Below are 16,137 nucleotides of genomic sequence, written 5' to 3' on the forward strand. Positions count from 1 at the left end.
CGGGACTCAGGTCTTCTTGCGGAACTTGGCGACCGCGAGCGGTGCCGTCACGACGGTGATCAGCGCCGCCCAGCCGAGGACCATCCACACCGAGTGGGCGACCGGGCCGCCGTTGATCAGGGCGCGGGCGGCGTCGGCGAGGTTGGACAGCGGGTTGTAGTCGGTGAAGGCCTCCAGCCAGCCGGGCATCGAGGTCGGCGGGGCGAAGATCGACGAGCCGAACTGGAGCGGCATCAGGACCAGCATGGCCACGCCCTGGACGGCCTGGGCCGTCTTCATGGTGAGGCCGAGCAGGATGAAGATCCACATGAGGGAGGCCCCGAACACCATCGACAGGCCGATCGCGGCGAAGAGGTGCAGGACCGAGGTGTGGATCTCCAGGCCGAGCAGGAAGCCCATGCCGAGCAGGATCGAGGTGGCGATGAGCATGCGGCCCACCTCGACGACGATCTTCGCGACGAGGACCGAGGAACGGGCGATCGGCATCGTCCGGAACCGGTCCATGACCCCCTTCTTGAAGTCGTCGTTGATGCCGACTCCGACGGCCATGGCGATGTTCATGCCCATCATCGCCATCAGGCCGGGCGTCACGTAGTTCACGTACGCGTCGTTGTTGCCCTTGCCGGCGATGGCGCCGCCGAAGACGTACACGAACAGCAGGATGAAGATGATCGGCATCAGGACGGCGTCGAACATCGACTCCGGGTCCTGCTTGATCTGGAGGGCGTTGCGCCGGGCCAGGGCGCCGATGTGGCGGAGGTTGGCCCGCAGGCCGATCCGGCCCTCCGCGACGGGGGCGGTGCGCGGCGCGGCCGGGCCCGGACCGCGGGTGCCGGCGGGGGACTCGGTGACAGTGGTCGTGCTCACGCGGCGACCTCCTCGGTGATCGCGTCGGAAAGCTCGGAGTCGGCGGTCTTCTGACCGGTGATCGCGAGGAACACCTCGTCCAGGCTGGGCAGGTGGGTGCCGATGTGGGCGATGCCGAAGCCGCGCGCGCCGAGCAGGCCCACGACGGCGGTCAGCTGCTCGTCGGCGAGGATCGGCACGTACAGCACGCCCTCGTCGGGCACGACGGTCGAGCCGGCGACCCCGTCGAGGCCGGTCTCGCGGAGCGCGGCGGCCATGACGGACAACTGGCCCGGGTCCACGGGACGGACCTTCAGGGTCCGGCCGCCGACCTTGGCCTTGAGCTCGTCGACCCCGCCCTTGGCGATGACCCGGCCCCGGTCGATGACGGTCAGCTCGCTCGCGAGCTGCTCCGCCTCCTCCATGTACTGGGTGGTGAGCAGGACGGTCGCACCCTCGGAGACCATGCGCTGCACCTCGTCCCACACCTCGTTGCGGGTGCGCGGGTCGAGGCCGGTGGTGGGCTCGTCCAGGTAGAGGACGGCGGGCTGCCCGATCATCGAGGCGGCGAGGTCGAGACGGCGCCGCATGCCGCCGGAGTAGTTCATGGCCGGGCGCTTGGCGGCGTCGGTGAGGGAGAACCGCTCCAGCATCTCGTCGGCGCGGCGGCGGGCGTCGGCGCGGGAGAGGTCGAGCAGCCGCCCGATCATGTAGAGGTTCTCCCGGCCGGACAGCTTCTCGTCGACCGAGGCGTACTGGCCGGTGAGGCCGATGGTGCGGCGCAGCTGACGGGGGTGCCGCACCACGTCGTAGCCGGCGACGGTGGCGGTCCCGGCGTCCGGGACGAGGAGGGTGGACAGGCAGCGGACGAGGGTGGTCTTCCCGGCGCCGTTGGGGCCGAGGACCCCGAGGACCGTGCCCTCCCGGACGTCCAGGTCGACCCCGTCGAGGGCCTTCGTCTCGCCGAAGTGCTTCACGAGGCCCCGGACCTCGACGGCGTTGGTGTGTGATCGCGTCATGTCCACCATGGAACACGGCGCCGCCGACAACCCCCCGACAGACGACCGACAGCCCGCCGACGGGGATGTCGGCGGGCTGTCGGGGGTGGCCGCAGTGGCGCTGCGGGCCTAGTGGAAGGTGTGCTCCTCGGCGGGGAACGCCCCGCCGCCGACGTCCTCGGCGAAGGCGCGGGCGGCGTCGCCGAGCGTCTCGCGGAGGTTGGCGTACTGCTTGGTGAAGCGCGGCACCTTGCCGCCGGTCAGGCCGGCCATGTCGGTCCAGACGAGGACCTGCGCGTCGGTGCCGGCGCCGGCGCCGATGCCGATGGTCGGGATGTGCAGGGAGCGGGTGACCTCGGCGGCCAGTTCGGCCGGTACGAGCTCCAGGACGACGGCGAAGGCGCCCGCGTCCTGTGCCGCCTTGGCGTCGCTGAGGAGCCGGTGGGCGGCCTCGTCGGAGCGGCCCTGCACCCGGTAGCCCATGGTGTTGACGGACTGCGGGGTGAGTCCCAGGTGGGACATGACGGGGATGCCGGCCTGGACGAGCAGCTCGGTCTGCGGCAGCGAGCGCTCGCCGCCCTCCAGCTTGATGGCGCCGACGCCCGCGTCCTTGACGAGGCGGGTGGCGTTGCGCAGCGCCTGGACGGGTCCTTCCTGGTACGAACCGAACGGCAGGTCGCCGACGACGAGGGCGCGCCTGGTGCCCCGGACGACGGCGGCGGACAGGAACGTCATCTCGTCCATCGTGACGGGCACGGTGGTGTCGTAGCCGAGGTGACAGTTGCCCATCGAGTCGCCGACGAGGATCACCGGGATGCCGGCCTCGTCGAAGACCGACGCGGTCATCGCGTCGTAGGCGGTGAGCATGGGCCACTTCTCGCCGCGGGCCTTGGCGGCGGCGATGTCGTGGACGGTGATGCGGCGCGTGCCCTTCCCGCCGTACAGCGCCTTGCTGCTGTCGGTGGGCTCTTTCCGGGCAGCCTGAAGCGTCATGGTGAACGGCTCCTCTTGTCATCTCGAGGCGCCCTGTGGCGTCCCCGGACCACGTCCATGGTGGCACTTCGCCGGGCGGCCGGGGAAGTGGGCCGGAGTGGTGCTGTTCACACCGCCGCAACGTAAAGCCTCTGCCATCTTTTTCGATACGAGACGGTCTCGTATCGAAATTGCCCTAAGGTGGTGATCATGTCACAGCCGTCCACCGCACCCACCCCGCCCGCCGGGCCCCGCGTCCCCGAGGCCGTCCACCGACGGCGCTGGGCCGTCCTCGGCGTCCTCATGCTCAGCCTGCTGATCGTCGTCCTCGACAACTCGATCCTGAACGTCGCGGTGAGGACGATCGCCGCCCCCGCGCCCACCGGCATCGGCGCCACCCAGAGCGAGCTGGAGTGGTCCATCAACTCCTACACGCTGGTCTTCGCCGGACTCCTCTTCACCTCCGGCCTCCTCGGCGACCGCCTCGGCCGCAAGAAGGTGCTGCTCTTCGGCATCACCGTCTTCGGCATCGGCTCCGCCCTCGCCGCGCTCTCCGGCACCCCGGGCGAACTCATCGCCTACCGGGCCGTCATGGGCCTCGGCGCCGCCTTCGTCATGCCCGCGACGCTCGCCGTCCTCATGAACGTCTTCGAGCGCGACGAGCAGCCCAAGGCCATCGGCATCTGGGCCGGCAGCGTCGGCCTCGCCATCGCCGTCGGCCCCATCACCGGCGGCATCCTCCTCGAACACTTCTGGTGGGGATCGATCTTCCTCGTCAACGTGCCCGTGGTGCTCCTCGCCCTCGTCCTGATGCTGTGGCTCGTGCCCGACTCCCGGGACCCCCGGCCCGGCCGCGTCGACATACCCGGCGTGCTGCTCTCCGTCGTCGGACTCGTCCTCCTCGTGTACGGGATCATCCGCGGCGGCGAGCTGGCGAGCTTCACCGACGCGACCGTCCTCGCCCCCGTCCTCGGCGGCCTCGCGGTCCTCGTCGTCTTCGTCCTCCACGAGCGGCGCAGCACCCACCCGGCCATCGACATGTCGTACTTCAAGAAGCCCGCGTTCTCGGCGGCCGTCGCCGCGATCGCGCTCGTCTTCTTCGCCCTCATGGGCGTGACCTTCTTCTCCGCCTTCTACCTGCAGAGCGTGCGCGGCTACACCGCGCTGGAGTCCGGGCTGCTCATCCTGCCGCTCGCCGTCGCGCAGATGGTCTTCGCGCCCCGCGCGCGGCTCGTCGTCGAACGCTTCGGCGCCCGGGCGGTCTGCACCGGCGGCATGCTGCTCGTCGCCCTCGGTCTCGCGGCCTTCGCCTTCTTCGAGGCCGACACCCCCGTCTGGGTCCTGGAAGTCGTCTTCTTCCTCCAGGGCGCGGGCATGGCGCACATCATGCCGCCGGTCACGGTCGCGATCATGCAGGCGCTGCCCCGCGAGAAGGCGGGCTCCGGCTCCGCCATCAACAACACCTTCCGGCAGGTCGGCGGCGCGCTGGGCGTGGCCGTCCTCGGCTCGGTGCTCTCCTCCACGTACCGGGGCGAGATCGAGGGGCACCTGGGCGCCGTCCCGGCGGCCCTGCGCGACACGGCGGGCGAGTCCATCGAGGCCACGCTCGCGGTCGCGGCGAAGCTCGGCCCGGCGGGCGAGGGCCTGGTCGGCCCCGCGTACACGGCCTTCCTGGACGCCATGCACGTCACGGCGATCGCCTCGGCGGCGATCGGCCTGGTCGGCGCGGCGGTCGTGGCCGCGTTCCTGCCGGGCCGCCCGGGCCCCGGCGGTACGGAGACGGACGCGGCCGCCGACGGGACCCGGGCGACGGCCCCGGCCGGCCGCTAGGGCCCCGCGCCCGTGGGGCGGTCGTCCCGTCGGGGTGATCGCCCACGACGGCGGGGCGGGGCGCGGGGGAGAATCGGGGGGCGACAGGCAGTACCCGACGAGAGACGGAGCGCACGTGTCCCTGCAGGACAGCGGGAACCCCGGACCCCAGAACGACGAGTCGGCGCCCCCGCCGGAGACGTCCCGGCGGGGACGGCCGCGGTCCGAGGCGGTCGAACAGGCCATCTTCGACGCGGTCGTCGGCCTCCTGGAGGAGGGCGTCCCGCTCACCGAGCTGTCCATCGAGCGGATCGCCCGCACCGCCGGAGTCGGCAAGGCCACCATCTACCGCCGCTGGCCCGGCAAGGAGGAGCTCTTCGTCGAGCTCCTCCGCTCCGTGGAACCGGAGGACCCGGCGCTCACCGGCACCTCGGTCCGGGACGACCTCGTCATGCTCCTGGAGACGCTGCGGCGGCGCGGCCTCGCCAAACGGTCCTCCGCCCTGCTCCACAACGTCTTCTCGCAGATGCAGGCCTATCCCAAGCTGTGGGAGGCCTACCAGAACACCGTCATCGAACCGCGCCGCCGCCTCGGGCTCGACGCGGTCCGGCGCGGCATGGAGCTGGGCGAGATCCGCGACGACCTCGACGTCGAGTTCGTCAACGACCTCTTCACCGGCCCGCTGCTCCTCCGCACCGTCATCCGGCCCGGCTCCCCCCTGGAGCCCGGCCTCGCCGAGCGGGTCGTCGACGCCGTCATGGAGGGCCTGCGCCCGCGCCGTTGACCGAACCGTACGAATGTGCGCGTTCTGTCACAGCCTTCCCGCCCGCGCCACCTGCAGGAACCCGCCACGCGCCGCTGTCGTCCCTGGGTGAGTACGACGGACCCGTCATCGCCTAGTGTCGACGTCGGGTCACGGAGCGGGACGGCACGGCAGCAAGGCAGTGAGGACAGTGCGATGGCGCGGGTGGACATGACGGAGACCGACCACGGCGGCGCGGGGAGCGAGCGTCCCCGTTCCCGGTTCCGGGCCGCACTCGACGGGCTCCGCCGCGACCGCGGGATCTGGCGCCGGGGCATCCTGCTCGCCGTGACCGCCGTGGCGCTCACGCTGCTCATGGTGTTCCACTCCGACATCCCCAACCGGATCGGCAACCTGGGCAGCCTCACCGAGACCTTCCTGCCCTGGCTCGGCGTCTTCGTGCCGCTGCTGCTGGTGCTCGCCCTCGTGCGCCGTTCCGCGACCGCTCTGATCGCCGTGCTCCTGCCGGCCGCGGTGTGGCTCAACCTCTTCGGCGGCCTCGTCGCGGACAAGTCGGCCCCGGGCGGCGACCTGACCGTCGCCACCCACAACGTGAACGCCGACAACCCCGACCCCGAGGGCACGGCCCGGCTGCTCGCCGCCTCCGGCGCCGACGTGCTCGCCCTGGAGGAGCTGAAGGGCGACATGGTCCCGGTCTACGAGAAGGGGCTCGCCGAGACCTACCCGTACCACTCCGTCCAGGGCACGGTCGGCCTCTGGAGCAAGCTGCCGCTGCGGGCCGCGCAGCCCGTCGACATCCACATGGGCTGGACCCGCGCCATGCGCGCCTCGGTCGTCACGCCGAAGGGCGAGGTGGCCGTGTACGTCGCCCACCTCCCGTCCGTCCGGGTCAAGCTGAACGCCGGGTTCACCGCCAACCAGCGCGACACCAGCGCCAACGCCCTCGGCGAGGCCATCGCCGACGACCGGCACGAGCGGATCGTCCTCCTCGGCGACCTCAACGGCACCATGAACGACCGCGCCCTCAACGCCGTCACCTCGCAGCTGCGCTCCACCCAGGGCGCGGCGGGCGACGGCTTCGGCTTCAGCTGGCCGGCCTCGTTCCCGATGGCCCGGATCGACCAGATCATGGTCAAGGGCGTGGAGCCGACGTCCTCCTGGGCGCTGCCGGAGACCGACAGCGACCACCTTCCGGTCGCCGCCCGCGTGGCGTTCTGAAACCCGGCCTTCACACCCCGGACGCCGGGGGGAGGGAAACACCTGGGAGACTTTGTTCCGTCGAAGAACTAACTTCCGGAAAGGCTCCCCCCATGCCCCTGGCGCTGCTCGCGCTCGCCGTCTCCGCCTTCGGCATCGGCACCACCGAATTCGTGATGATGGGCCTGCTCCCGCAGGTCGCCGACGACCTCGGCACCTCCGTCCCCACCGCCGGACACCTCGTCTCGGCGTACGCGATCGGAGTGGTCGTCGGCGCCCCGCTCCTCACCGCCCTCGGCTCCCGCGTCCCGCGCAAGCGGATGCTGCTCCTGCTGATGGCGCTCTTCACGGTCGGCAACCTCGCCACCGCGCTCGCCCCCGGCTTCGGCTGGCTCGTCGCCGGCCGGGTCCTCGCCGGGCTCCCGCACGGCGCGTTCTTCGGCCTCGGCGCGGTCGTCGCCGCCCGGCTCGTGCACGAGGACCGGCAGGCGCGGGCGGTCGCCACGATGTTCCTCGGTCTCACCGTCGCCAACGTCCTCGGCGTGCCGACCGCGACCCTGCTCGGCCAGCACCTCGGCTGGCGGGCCACCTTCCTCGTGGTCTCCGCGATCGGCCTGCTCGCCATGGCCGCGCTCGCCCGCCTCGTCCCGCACGTCCCCGTGGACGGGCGGCAGGGCCTCGGCCGCGAGGTGCGCGCGCTCGGCAGGCCGCAGGTGCTGCTCGGGCTGCTCACGGCCGTCTTCGGCTTCGCGGGCGTCTTCGCCGTCTACGCGTACCTCGCCTCGATGACGACCGAGGTCATGGGCTTCGGCGACTCCACCGTCACGGTCGTCCTCGCCCTCTTCGGCCTCGGCATGACCGGCGGGGCGCTCGCCGCCGGGCCGCTGACCGACCGGGCGCTGCGCCCCACGCTGTACGGCTCGCTCGCGGCCCTCGTCCTCGCCCTCGCCGCCTTCCGCCTCACCGTCCACGTGCCCTGGCTGGCGCTGGTCACGGTCGTCGTGCTCGGCGCGGTCGGCTTCATGACGACCACCCCGCTCCAGATGCTGGTCATGCGCAAGGCGAAGGACGCCCCGACGCTCGCCTCCGCCTCCAACCACTCCGCCTTCAACCTCGCCAACGCGGGCGGCGCCTGGGCCGGCGGCGCCGCCGTCGCCGCGGGCTGGGGCTGGGCCTCCCCGGCCCTCGTCGGCGCGGCCCTCACCGCCGTCGGCCTGGCGATCGCGGTGCCGGCGGGCCTCCTGGACCGCCCCGGCACGGGGAAGGGGGCCTCCCGCGTCGTCGCGGGAAGCCCCCTCGGGGACGAGCGGCTCACCGGAGCGGCGTCTCCCGCCAGCGGTTCGTGATCGGGAGCCGGCGGTCCTTGCCGAAGCCCTTCGCCGAGATCTTGGTGCCCGGCGGGTACTGGCGCCGCTTGTACTCCGCCGCGTCCACCATCCGCAGCGTCCGCGTCACCAGCTCCTCGTCGAACCCGGCCGCCACGACGGCGTCTCGGCCCCGGTCCTGGTCCACGTACAGCGAGAGGACCGCGTCCAGGACGTCGTAGTCCGGCAGCGAGTCCGTGTCGACCTGGCCCGGGCGCAGCTCGGCGCTGGGCGGCTTGGTGATCGATCCCTCAGGGATCGGCGGGGTCTGGCCGCGGTCCTCGGCCGCCCGGTTCCGCCAGCGGGCGAGCCGGAAGACGGTCGACTTGTAGACGTCCTTGATGGGGCCGAACGCACCGACGGAGTCGCCGTACAGCGTCGAATAGCCCACCGCCAGCTCCGACTTGTTGCCGGGCGCGAGGACGAGGTGCCCCTCCTGGTTGGAGAGCGCCATCAGCATCGTGCCGCGCAGCCGCGACTGGAGGTTCTCCTCGGCGAGGCCGGTGAGCCCGAGCGCGCCCATGTACGCGTCGAACATCGGCTCGATCGACAGGGTGCGGAAGTGCAGCCCGGTCCGGCGGGCCAGCTCGACCGCGTCGCCGCGCGAGTGGTCGGAGGAGTACTTCGAGGGCATCGACACCCCGTACACGTGGTCCGCGCCCAGCGCGTCGCAGGCGATCGCCGCGACGAGCGCCGAGTCGATGCCGCCGGAGAGCCCGACGAGCACCGAGCGGAAACCGTTCTTCGCGACGTACGCCCGCAGGCCGATCACCAACGCCGAGTAGATCTCCTCGTCGTCGTCGAGCCGGTGCGCGTACCCGCCCGTCAGCTCCGGCTCGTACGCCGGCAACGGCTCCTCCGACAGCACCACCCGGTCGATCCGCAGCCCGTCGTCCACCAGGCCCTCGGGCGCGTCCGCCTCCGCCGCCGGCAGCTCCAGGTCGAGGATCATGCTGCCCTCCACGAACTGCGGTGCGCGCGCGACGACTTCGCCGGCCGCGTCCACGACGATCGAGTCGCCGTCGAAGACCAGCTCGTCCTGACCGCCCGTCATGGCCAGGTACGCGGTGACGCACCCCGCCTCCCGGGCCCGCTTGCGGACCAGTTCGAGCCGGGTGTCGTCCTTGTCCCGCTCGTACGGCGAGGCGTTGACCGACAGCAGCAGCCCCGCCCGGGCGCTGCGCGCCGCCGGGACCCGGCCCCCCTCCTGCCAGAGGTCCTCGCAGATCGCGAGGGCCACGTCGACGCCGTGGACGCGGACGACCGGCAGGGTGTCGCCCTGCACGAAGTAGCGGTACTCGTCGAAGACGCCGTAGTTCGGCAGGTGGTGCTTGGCGAAGCGCAGCACCACCTCGCCCCCGTGCAGCACGGCCGCGGCGTTCTCCGGCGATCCGGCCGGACGGCCGAGCCGCGGCTCGGCCCGGTCGGAGCGGTCGAGGTAGCCGACGACGACCGGCACCTCCCCGAACCCCTCGTCCGCGAGGCGCCGGGCGAGACCCCGCAGGGCCGTCCGGGACGCCTCGACGAAGGAGGAGCGCAGGGCGAGGTCCTCGACGGGATATCCGGTCAGCGCCATCTCGGGGAACGCGACGAGATGCGCGCCCTGTCCGGCGGCGTGCCGGGTCCAGTGCACGATCGCCTCGGCGTTCCCGGCGAGGTCTCCGACGGTCGAGTCGATCTGATTCAGGGCGAGGCGTAGTTGAGGCACCCGGCCAGTGTAATCGTCAGACCGACGCTATGTCCTGGGGACGGGGACCGCCCGGACGCGCGGGGGTCCGGGCGGCGCTCGAAACGGGCCGGAACGGCGGGGAAGGGTCGGGTACGGATCGGAGAGCGGGTCGGGTACGGATCGGAGGACGGTCAGGAAGCGGCGTAGACGCTCGAGACGAACGCCTTGATCTGCTCGTCCGACAGGTGCTGGGCCAGATCGGCCTCGCTGATCATGCCGACGAGCCGCTTGTCCTCGATGACCGGCAGCCGCCGGATCTGGTGGCTCTGCATCTCCTCCAGGACGGCGCCCACGTCCGCGTCCGACTCGACCCAGCGCGGGGTGCCCTTCGCCATGTCGCCACAGGTGATCCTGGACGGGTCGTGGCCCTCGGCCACACAGCCGACGACGATGTCGCGGTCCGTGATGATGCCGCAGAGCCGTTCGTTCTCGTCGGCGATGGGCAGCGAGCCCACGTTGTGGTCGCGCATCATCTGCGCGGCACGGTCGAGCGTCTCGTGTGCCGGGATCCACTGGGCCCCGGAGTGCATGATGTCCTTCGCCGTGGTCATGGGGTGCGTACCTTTCGTCGAACGTCGTCGTCGTACGAAGTCCCCGAGCCCCCTCCATTGTCCGTGGACGGCGCGGCCCCCGCGACCGCAGCGGGTCGCGGGGGCCGCGTGCCGGTCCGGCGGGGTCAGGCCCCGCGCTTCCTCAGCATGTCCGCCATCAGCGCCATCTCGGACGTCTGCGCGTCGACCATGCCCTGCGCGAGGTTCCGCTCGATCTCCACACCGCACTTCTGGACGCAGCCCTCGGCCATGTGGACCCCGCCCCTGTGGTGCGCGGTCATGAGCTTCAGGTACAGGACCTCGGCCTCCCGGCCACTGGCCTTCCGCAACTCGTCCAGCTGCGCGTCGGTCGCCATGCCCGGCATCAGGGCCCCGTCCAGCGCGTCCGCGTCGGCCGAGACGCCCATGCCCATCCAGGTCATCGGCTCGACGCCGGACTCGTTCTTCGGCAGCCCCCACAGGTCGAGCCAGCCGAGCATCATGCCCCGCTGGTTGGCCTGGGTGTTGGCGATGTCGTACGCGAGCCGCCGCACCTCCTCGTCCTTCGTCCGGTCCCGGACGATGAACGACATCTCGACGGCCTGCTGGTGATGGACGGACATGTCCCGGGCGAAACCGGCGTCCGCGGACGAGGAGGCCGGTGTGGCCGGGGCCTCGTCGCGGTCGGCGGAGGCGACGGTGACCGCGCCCCCGGCGAACAGCAGCGCCAGGGCGACGGCGGCGACCGCCGCCCCCTGCGTACGGCCCAGCCTCACTGGCCCATCCCCGTGCCGCCCTGGCCGTCCGCGCCGACCCCGCCCGTGCAGGCCGCGCCCGGCTCCGGGGTCTGCGGCCCCTGCACGTACTTCGTGAAGAAGGCGTCGACGCGGGGGTCGTCGGCGCCGTCCACGGTCACCTGCTTGCCCCAGGCGGAGAGCATGATCGCCCCGGTCTGGTCGTCCACGGGGCTCATCAGCGAGTACTTGGTCTTGCCGACCTTGTCGGCCAGCTTCTTCACGTCGGCCTGGGAGGCCTTCTTGTTGTACGTCACCCAGACGGCCCCGTGCTCCAGGGAGTGCACGGCGTTCACGTCGGCGACCTTCTTCGTGTAGACCACGCCGTCGCAGTTCTGCCAGACCGGGTTGTGGTCGCCGCCGACCGGCGGCTTCATGTCGTACTTGACGGCCGTCTCGACGTGGTTGCGGCCGAGCTTCTTCGGGTCCCAGGACTTCTCGGCCGCGATGGGGGCCTTCGCGGCGGCGTCCTTGGCGTCCTGCTCGTCGGACTTCTTCATCAGCACGAAGGTGCCGAAGCCGACGAGGCCGAGCACGACGACGGCGGAGACGCCGATGGTGACGAAGCGGTTGCGGCGCTCACGGGCCTGCTCGGCGCGGCGCATCTCCTCTATTCGGGCGCGGCGGTCGGCGGTGGCGGAGCGGTTGGCGGCCATGGTGATGTCGTCCTTCTTCGGGAGTGGGGTGGAGTTCGGGGGTGGACGCGCGGGGACGGGGCCCGCCTCGGGGGCGGGGCGCCCGCCGCCGCTACGTCCGGAGAACTTGAAGGACGTGCAGGTCCGGTGCGCGAGGCCGGGCGCCCGGGCGGCGCGACGGCCCGTCGCCGGGGGGCGGCGCGAGACGCGGCGATCCGCCCTCCGCGTGGAGCGGGGCGTCGAGCGGGGGCGCGCTGAGCACGGCGGGGGAGAGCGAGGGGAAGAGGGAGCAGCCGCCGCGGTCGTACGGGCAGACGTACTCGCCGGTGGCGGCGACGGCCGTCACCGTCCGCGGGCCCGCCCCGTGCGGGGCGCCGTGCCGCTCCGGCACCGTCCCCTGGCAGAGGAAGAGCGCGGCGAGGAGCGTCGCCACGGCACTCGCCAGTGCCATGGGACGCGCGTGTCGGGACAGGCGTACGAGCCGTGTGGCCCCCATGGGCGCAGATCGTAGTGGGCGAGAGGCCCCCGTGGGCCGAACGGGGTACCACTCGGTACCGGCGGGCGGGCGCCGGACGGGCGGGGAAGCACCCGGATCCGGCCGTTCTCCCGTTACCCGAGTCACATCCGAGCAGGCAGTATGGGTGTGCAACGTGCGCGAAACCATGTGGTGGGATGCTCAGGTGCCCCCCGATGTACCGGAGGCGGTGGGAGCAGGCGGCCTGACCAGCGAGGATGGGTGTGGAAATGGACAAGCAGCAGGAATTCGTGCTCCGTACGCTCGAGGAGCGCGACATCCGCTTCGTACGTCTGTGGTTCACCGACGTGCTCGGCTTCCTCAAGTCGGTGGCCGTGGCGCCCGCCGAGCTGGAGCAGGCCTTCGACGAGGGCATCGGCTTCGACGGCTCCGCGATCGAGGGCTTCGCCCGCGTCTATGAGTCGGACATGATCGCCAAGCCGGACCCGGGCACCTTCCAGATCCTGCCGTGGCGCGCCGAGGCGCCGGGCACCGCCCGGATGTTCTGCGACATCCTGATGCCGGACGGCTCGCCCTCCTTCGCCGACCCGCGCTACGTCCTGAAGCGGGCCCTGGCCAAGACCTCCGACCTCGGCTTCACCTTCTACACCCACCCCGAGATCGAGTTCTTCCTCCTGAAGGACAAGCCGCTCGACGGCTCCCGGCCCACCCCCGCCGACAACTCGGGCTACTTCGACCACACCCCGCAGAACGTCGGCATGGACTTCCGCCGCCAGGCCATCACCATGCTCGAATCGATGGGCATCTCGGTGGAGTTCTCCCACCACGAGGGCGCGCCCGGCCAGCAGGAGATCGACCTCCGCTACGCCGACGCCCTGTCCACGGCGGACAACATCATGACCTTCCGCCTGGTCATGAAGCAGGTGGCCCTGGAGCAGGGCGTGCAGGCCACGTTCATGCCGAAGCCGTTCTCGGACTACCCCGGCTCGGGCATGCACACCCACCTGTCGCTCTTCGAGGGCGACCGGAACGCCTTCTACGAGTCGGGCGCCGAGTACCAGCTGTCCAAGGTCGGCCGCTCCTTCATCGCGGGCCTCCTGCGCCACGCGGGAGAGATCTCCGCCGTCACCAACCAGTGGGTCAACTCGTACAAGCGCATCTGGGGCGGCTCCTCCCGCACCGCCGGCTCGGGCGGCGAGGCCCCCTCGTACATCTGCTGGGGCCACAACAACCGCTCCGCGCTCATCCGCGTCCCCATGTACAAGCCGGGCAAGACGGGTTCGTCCCGCGTCGAGGTCCGCTCCATCGACTCGGGCGCCAACCCGTACCTGACCTACGCGGTCCTCCTCGCCGCCGGCCTCAAGGGCATCGAGGAGGGGTACGAACTCCCGGCCGGCGCCGACGACGACGTCTGGGCCCTCTCCGACTCGGAGCGCCGCGCGATGGGCATCGAGCCGCTCCCGCAGAACCTGGGAGAGGCGATCGCCCTGATGGAGAAGAGCGAACTGGTCGCCGAGACGCTGGGCGAGCACGTCTTCGACTTCTTCCTGCGCAACAAGAAGCAGGAGTGGGAGGAGTACCGCTCCGAGGTCACCGCCTTCGAGCTGCGGAAGAACCTGCCGGTGCTGTAAGCACAGGTCAGAGCGGGTAGAACCCGGAATTGACGATCAGGGCCGACGGTCGCGAACCATCGGCCCTGAGTCGTCTCACTCGGCCTGGGCCGTCTCTGGGCCGTCGGACGTGGAAACGGCGCCCTCGTAGAGCCCATCCACGGCCCGGCGGGTCCGCCCGTCGCTGCTCGGCATGAGGTGCGTGTAGACCCGGAGCGTGAAGCCGGGGTCGCCGTGGCCCAGGTACGTGCTGAGCGCCTTGATGTTCTCGCCGGCGTCCAGGAGGACGGAAGCGTAGAAGTGCCTCAGCGCGTGCATCCCGTGCTCTCGGGCCGCCTGGTGGCGCTCGCCCTCCTTGGGCTCCGGAATGACGCCGGCCTGGACAAGCGCGAGCTTCCACACGCGGGTGTTGAAGTCGGTACGCCGCACGGCGCCGCCACCCTTGAGGGAGAAGAACAGACGCTTCGTGACGAGCGACCCATCGGGCTTCAGCCAGGGTAGGGAGACGTCGACTGGAGGGAATTCCTCGGCGTGCTGGCGGAGAATGCGAGCGACCTGGCGGGGGAGCGGGACGTCCCGTTCCTTTCCGCGCTTCGGCGGGCCGAATACCAGGTGACCGTTGACGACCTTCACCTGGTTGGCCACGTGAAGCCAGCCGGTGTCGAACCGGACGTGCTCCTCGGCGAGACCGAAGATCTCCCCTTGGCGGAGCCCGCACCCGCCGCCGAGGTCGACCATCGTCTGGTACTGCTTCGGTAGTGCGGACCGCACCGCGAACAGTCGCGCGGCGGTCCACGGCTTCACGCGAGGCGGGACGGGCGCCGGCGGTCGGACGGAACGGGACTTGCACGGGTTCTTGGCGAGCAGGTCGTCATCGACGGCCGCGGCGAGAACGGCAGAGACGCTGGCGAAGATGACGCGCCGGTAGGAGGACACAGGCAGCGCGTTCTCCAGGTCCGCGAGCCACTCGCGGATGTGCTCGGGGCGGAACGAGTCGATCGGCCGAGTCCCGAGATACGGGAACGCGTGGAGCCGAAGATGCACGCTCACGGTCGTCCGCGTAGTCGGGTCCGTGGTCTGGGAAGCGAGCCACTTCTCGCCGTACTGCCGGAACGTGATTCGGCTGGCACCAGGATCGATGTACTGGCCCCGGGACATGTCGGCCTCGGTGTTGGAGAGCCACTTTTCGGCGAGACGCTTCTGTTTGTCGGGGAAACTCTTGGACTTCTCGGTACCGTCGGGGCCGATGTAGCGGGCGCGGTAGCGCATGCCAATGCCGTAGCGGTCGGTCCTGACCCGGCGTTCCTTACCGTCGGGGTCGATCTCGGTCTTGAACCAGCGGTCTTGGACGTGGCCGGCCATGGGTGACTGTGGGTCCTTTCGACGTACGGGAAGGCCCGTGCCACCCCGGGTGGGGCGGCACGGGCCAAGTGAGGGGCGCGTCAGGCGGCGGCGTCGAGCTCGCTCTGCTGGGCGACCCAGGCCTGGACGGCGACGGGGTCGTAGCGGACGTGGCGGCCGGCCCGGAATCCGGGTGGGCCGGTGCGCTGCTTGCGCCAGTGGTAGACGGTCTCCAGGGGGACCTCGAAGAGGGCGGCGATGTCGTCCGGGGTGAGGTACCGGGTGGGGAGTGTGGTGACGGGCTGGGGTGTCTTGGCGGGGGCCATCGGGCTCCTTCAGCTCGGTCCGGGGCGCGGAAACCCCGGAAAGTACTGACAGAACTGACAAAACCCCGCCGCGCGGCCCCTGACCTGCCGATTCGGCCACATCGACCGTCGTGACAAAACCTCAAAAAACTCTGACAGAACCTCGAAAACCTCGGTTCCGTCAGAGCGGCCGCCTCCTGGGCGGGCGGGGTTTTTTGAGTTCTGTCAGAGTTTCCGGAGGTTCTGTCAGAGCTCCGAAAGTGCTCGTTTCCGCAGCTCAGGCGACTGGTCGGGGGGTTCTGTCAGTTCTGTCAGCGGGTTTTGGGGGTTTTCAGGCGCCGGGGGTGAGGCGGGGGTGGGTCTCGTAGCGGGGCGAGGGCGGCCGGCCGCCGCGGGTGGTGCGGGGCGGCGGGGGCTGCTGGCGGACCCAGCCGTGGTCCTCCAGCAGGTTCAGCGCAGGGTCGAGATCGCCCATGGCGGCGAACTCGCTGCGGGGCATCGCGCGGAACAGGTCGCGCTTGGTGAAGGTGGCGGTGCGGTTCTCGGTCAGGTGGGTCAGGACCGTGTGGGCGGCTTCCTGGGCGGGGTCGGCCTTCATGGCGTTGAAGACGTCCAGGGCGTGGGCGGTGAAGTAGTCCCCCAGCCGGGTGGCGTCGGCCATCGTCGCCGCGGCAATGGGCCGGGTCCAGGCGTCCTCGGGGTGGGTGGCGAGGTGGAGGAGTCCGGCGATGCGGGCGACGGCTCCGTCGCGCTTGCTGGCCCAGTTGAC

Annotated in this window: 16 protein-coding genes; 5 read left to right on the plus strand and 11 right to left on the minus strand. The window is 71.2% G+C overall.

Annotation, left to right across the window (positions count from 1 at the left end):
- Positions 1–6: 6 nt before the first annotated feature.
- The 3 genes from ACZ66Z_RS23595 to panB all read right to left on the minus strand — a co-directional run bounded on the left by ACZ66Z_RS23595 (position 7) and on the right by panB (position 2,837).
- Entirely contained in the window at positions 7–867 is an 861-nt protein-coding gene (locus tag ACZ66Z_RS23595) for an ABC transporter permease (protein ID WP_469936973.1), read from the minus strand.
- Positions 864–1,874 (minus strand): ATP-binding cassette domain-containing protein, encoded by a 1,011-nt coding sequence (locus tag ACZ66Z_RS23600; RefSeq protein ID WP_469936975.1) that lies wholly within the window; start codon positions 1,872–1,874, stop codon positions 864–866. The genes ACZ66Z_RS23595 and ACZ66Z_RS23600 overlap by 4 nt, the downstream gene beginning before the upstream one ends.
- A 99-nt stretch (positions 1,875–1,973) precedes the next feature.
- Positions 1,974–2,837, minus strand: a complete 864-nt coding sequence (gene panB / locus ACZ66Z_RS23605; RefSeq protein WP_469936977.1) for a 3-methyl-2-oxobutanoate hydroxymethyltransferase — start codon at positions 2,835–2,837, stop codon at positions 1,974–1,976.
- 189 nt (positions 2,838–3,026) lie between these two features.
- Between panB and ACZ66Z_RS23610 the strand changes: the two genes are divergently transcribed.
- The 4 genes from ACZ66Z_RS23610 (at position 3,027) to ACZ66Z_RS23625 (ending at position 7,931) form a co-directional block, all read left to right on the plus strand.
- Positions 3,027–4,646, plus strand: a complete 1,620-nt coding sequence (locus ACZ66Z_RS23610; RefSeq protein ID WP_469936979.1) for an MFS transporter — start codon at positions 3,027–3,029, stop codon at positions 4,644–4,646.
- A 115-nt stretch (positions 4,647–4,761) separates the two neighbouring features.
- Positions 4,762–5,409 (plus strand): TetR/AcrR family transcriptional regulator, encoded by a 648-nt coding sequence (locus tag ACZ66Z_RS23615; RefSeq protein WP_469936981.1) that lies wholly within the window; start codon positions 4,762–4,764, stop codon positions 5,407–5,409.
- 174 nt (positions 5,410–5,583) lie between these two features.
- Entirely contained in the window at positions 5,584–6,606 is a 1,023-nt protein-coding gene (locus ACZ66Z_RS23620; RefSeq protein WP_469936983.1) for an endonuclease/exonuclease/phosphatase family protein, read from the plus strand.
- A 92-nt stretch (positions 6,607–6,698) separates the two neighbouring features.
- Positions 6,699–7,931, plus strand: coding sequence for an MFS transporter (locus ACZ66Z_RS23625; RefSeq protein ID WP_469936985.1), 1,233 nt, complete (start codon positions 6,699–6,701; stop codon positions 7,929–7,931).
- Here ACZ66Z_RS23625 and ACZ66Z_RS23630 read toward each other — a convergent pair.
- The 5 genes from ACZ66Z_RS23630 to ACZ66Z_RS23650 form a co-directional block, all read right to left on the minus strand.
- A complete protein-coding gene (locus ACZ66Z_RS23630) occupies positions 7,897–9,657 on the minus strand; it encodes an NAD+ synthase (RefSeq protein ID WP_469936987.1) in 1,761 nt (586 codons plus the stop codon). The two genes, ACZ66Z_RS23625 and ACZ66Z_RS23630, sit on opposite strands and share 35 nt — an antisense overlap.
- A 152-nt stretch (positions 9,658–9,809) precedes the next feature.
- Entirely contained in the window at positions 9,810–10,229 is a 420-nt protein-coding gene (locus ACZ66Z_RS23635; RefSeq protein ID WP_469936989.1) for a CBS domain-containing protein, read from the minus strand.
- A 125-nt stretch (positions 10,230–10,354) separates the two neighbouring features.
- Positions 10,355–10,984, minus strand: a complete 630-nt coding sequence (locus ACZ66Z_RS23640) for a DUF305 domain-containing protein (RefSeq protein ID WP_469936991.1) — start codon at positions 10,982–10,984, stop codon at positions 10,355–10,357.
- The gene (locus ACZ66Z_RS23645) at positions 10,981–11,658 is read right to left on the minus strand and encodes a DUF3105 domain-containing protein (protein WP_469936993.1); all 678 of its coding nucleotides are present in this window, start codon (positions 11,656–11,658) and stop codon (positions 10,981–10,983) included. The genes ACZ66Z_RS23640 and ACZ66Z_RS23645 overlap by 4 nt, the downstream gene beginning before the upstream one ends.
- A gap of 91 nt (positions 11,659–11,749) precedes the next feature.
- Positions 11,750–12,088: a hypothetical protein gene (locus ACZ66Z_RS23650; RefSeq protein ID WP_469936995.1), complete on the minus strand. Its 339-nt coding sequence runs from the start codon at positions 12,086–12,088 to the stop codon at positions 11,750–11,752.
- Between the two features lie 293 nt (positions 12,089–12,381).
- Here ACZ66Z_RS23650 and ACZ66Z_RS23655 point away from each other — a divergent pair, with 293 nt between their 5' ends.
- Positions 12,382–13,743 (plus strand): glutamine synthetase family protein, encoded by a 1,362-nt coding sequence (locus ACZ66Z_RS23655; RefSeq protein WP_190157267.1) that lies wholly within the window; start codon positions 12,382–12,384, stop codon positions 13,741–13,743.
- A 75-nt stretch (positions 13,744–13,818) separates the two neighbouring features.
- Here ACZ66Z_RS23655 and ACZ66Z_RS23660 read toward each other — a convergent pair whose 3' ends face one another.
- From ACZ66Z_RS23660 to ACZ66Z_RS23670, 3 genes are all read right to left on the minus strand, one after another.
- Positions 13,819–15,084 carry a tyrosine-type recombinase/integrase gene (locus ACZ66Z_RS23660; RefSeq protein ID WP_469936997.1) on the minus strand — a complete coding sequence of 422 codons (1,266 nt, stop codon included), beginning with the start codon at positions 15,082–15,084 and terminating at the stop codon, positions 13,819–13,821.
- An 80-nt stretch (positions 15,085–15,164) separates the two neighbouring features.
- Entirely contained in the window at positions 15,165–15,389 is a 225-nt protein-coding gene (locus tag ACZ66Z_RS23665; protein WP_469936999.1) for a helix-turn-helix domain-containing protein, read from the minus strand.
- Positions 15,390–15,699: 310 nt separating this feature from the next.
- Positions 15,700–16,137, minus strand: a 438-nt coding sequence (locus tag ACZ66Z_RS23670; protein WP_469937001.1) for a DUF3987 domain-containing protein, incomplete at its 5' end; no start/stop codon positions are given.

The organism is Streptomyces sp. NPDC107498, from assembly GCF_055582805.1.

Coding starts and splice junctions, on each gene's coding strand:
- ACZ66Z_RS23600 (WP_469936975.1), bottom strand. CDS start 1,874: ATGGTGGACATGACGCGATCACACACCAACGCCGTCGAGGTCCGGGGC.
- panB (WP_469936977.1), bottom strand. CDS start 2,837: ATGACGCTTCAGGCTGCCCGGAAAGAGCCCACCGACAGCAGCAAGGCG.
- ACZ66Z_RS23610 (WP_469936979.1), top strand. CDS start 3,027: ATGTCACAGCCGTCCACCGCACCCACCCCGCCCGCCGGGCCCCGCGTC.
- ACZ66Z_RS23620 (WP_469936983.1), top strand. CDS start 5,584: ATGGCGCGGGTGGACATGACGGAGACCGACCACGGCGGCGCGGGGAGC.
- ACZ66Z_RS23625 (WP_469936985.1), top strand. CDS start 6,699: ATGCCCCTGGCGCTGCTCGCGCTCGCCGTCTCCGCCTTCGGCATCGGC.
- ACZ66Z_RS23635 (WP_469936989.1), bottom strand. CDS start 10,229: ATGACCACGGCGAAGGACATCATGCACTCCGGGGCCCAGTGGATCCCG.
- ACZ66Z_RS23645 (WP_469936993.1), bottom strand. CDS start 11,658: ATGGCCGCCAACCGCTCCGCCACCGCCGACCGCCGCGCCCGAATAGAG.
- ACZ66Z_RS23650 (WP_469936995.1), bottom strand. CDS start 12,088: ATGGCACTGGCGAGTGCCGTGGCGACGCTCCTCGCCGCGCTCTTCCTC.
- ACZ66Z_RS23655 (WP_190157267.1), top strand. CDS start 12,382: ATGGACAAGCAGCAGGAATTCGTGCTCCGTACGCTCGAGGAGCGCGAC.
- ACZ66Z_RS23660 (WP_469936997.1), bottom strand. CDS start 15,084: ATGGCCGGCCACGTCCAAGACCGCTGGTTCAAGACCGAGATCGACCCC.
- ACZ66Z_RS23665 (WP_469936999.1), bottom strand. CDS start 15,389: ATGGCCCCCGCCAAGACACCCCAGCCCGTCACCACACTCCCCACCCGG.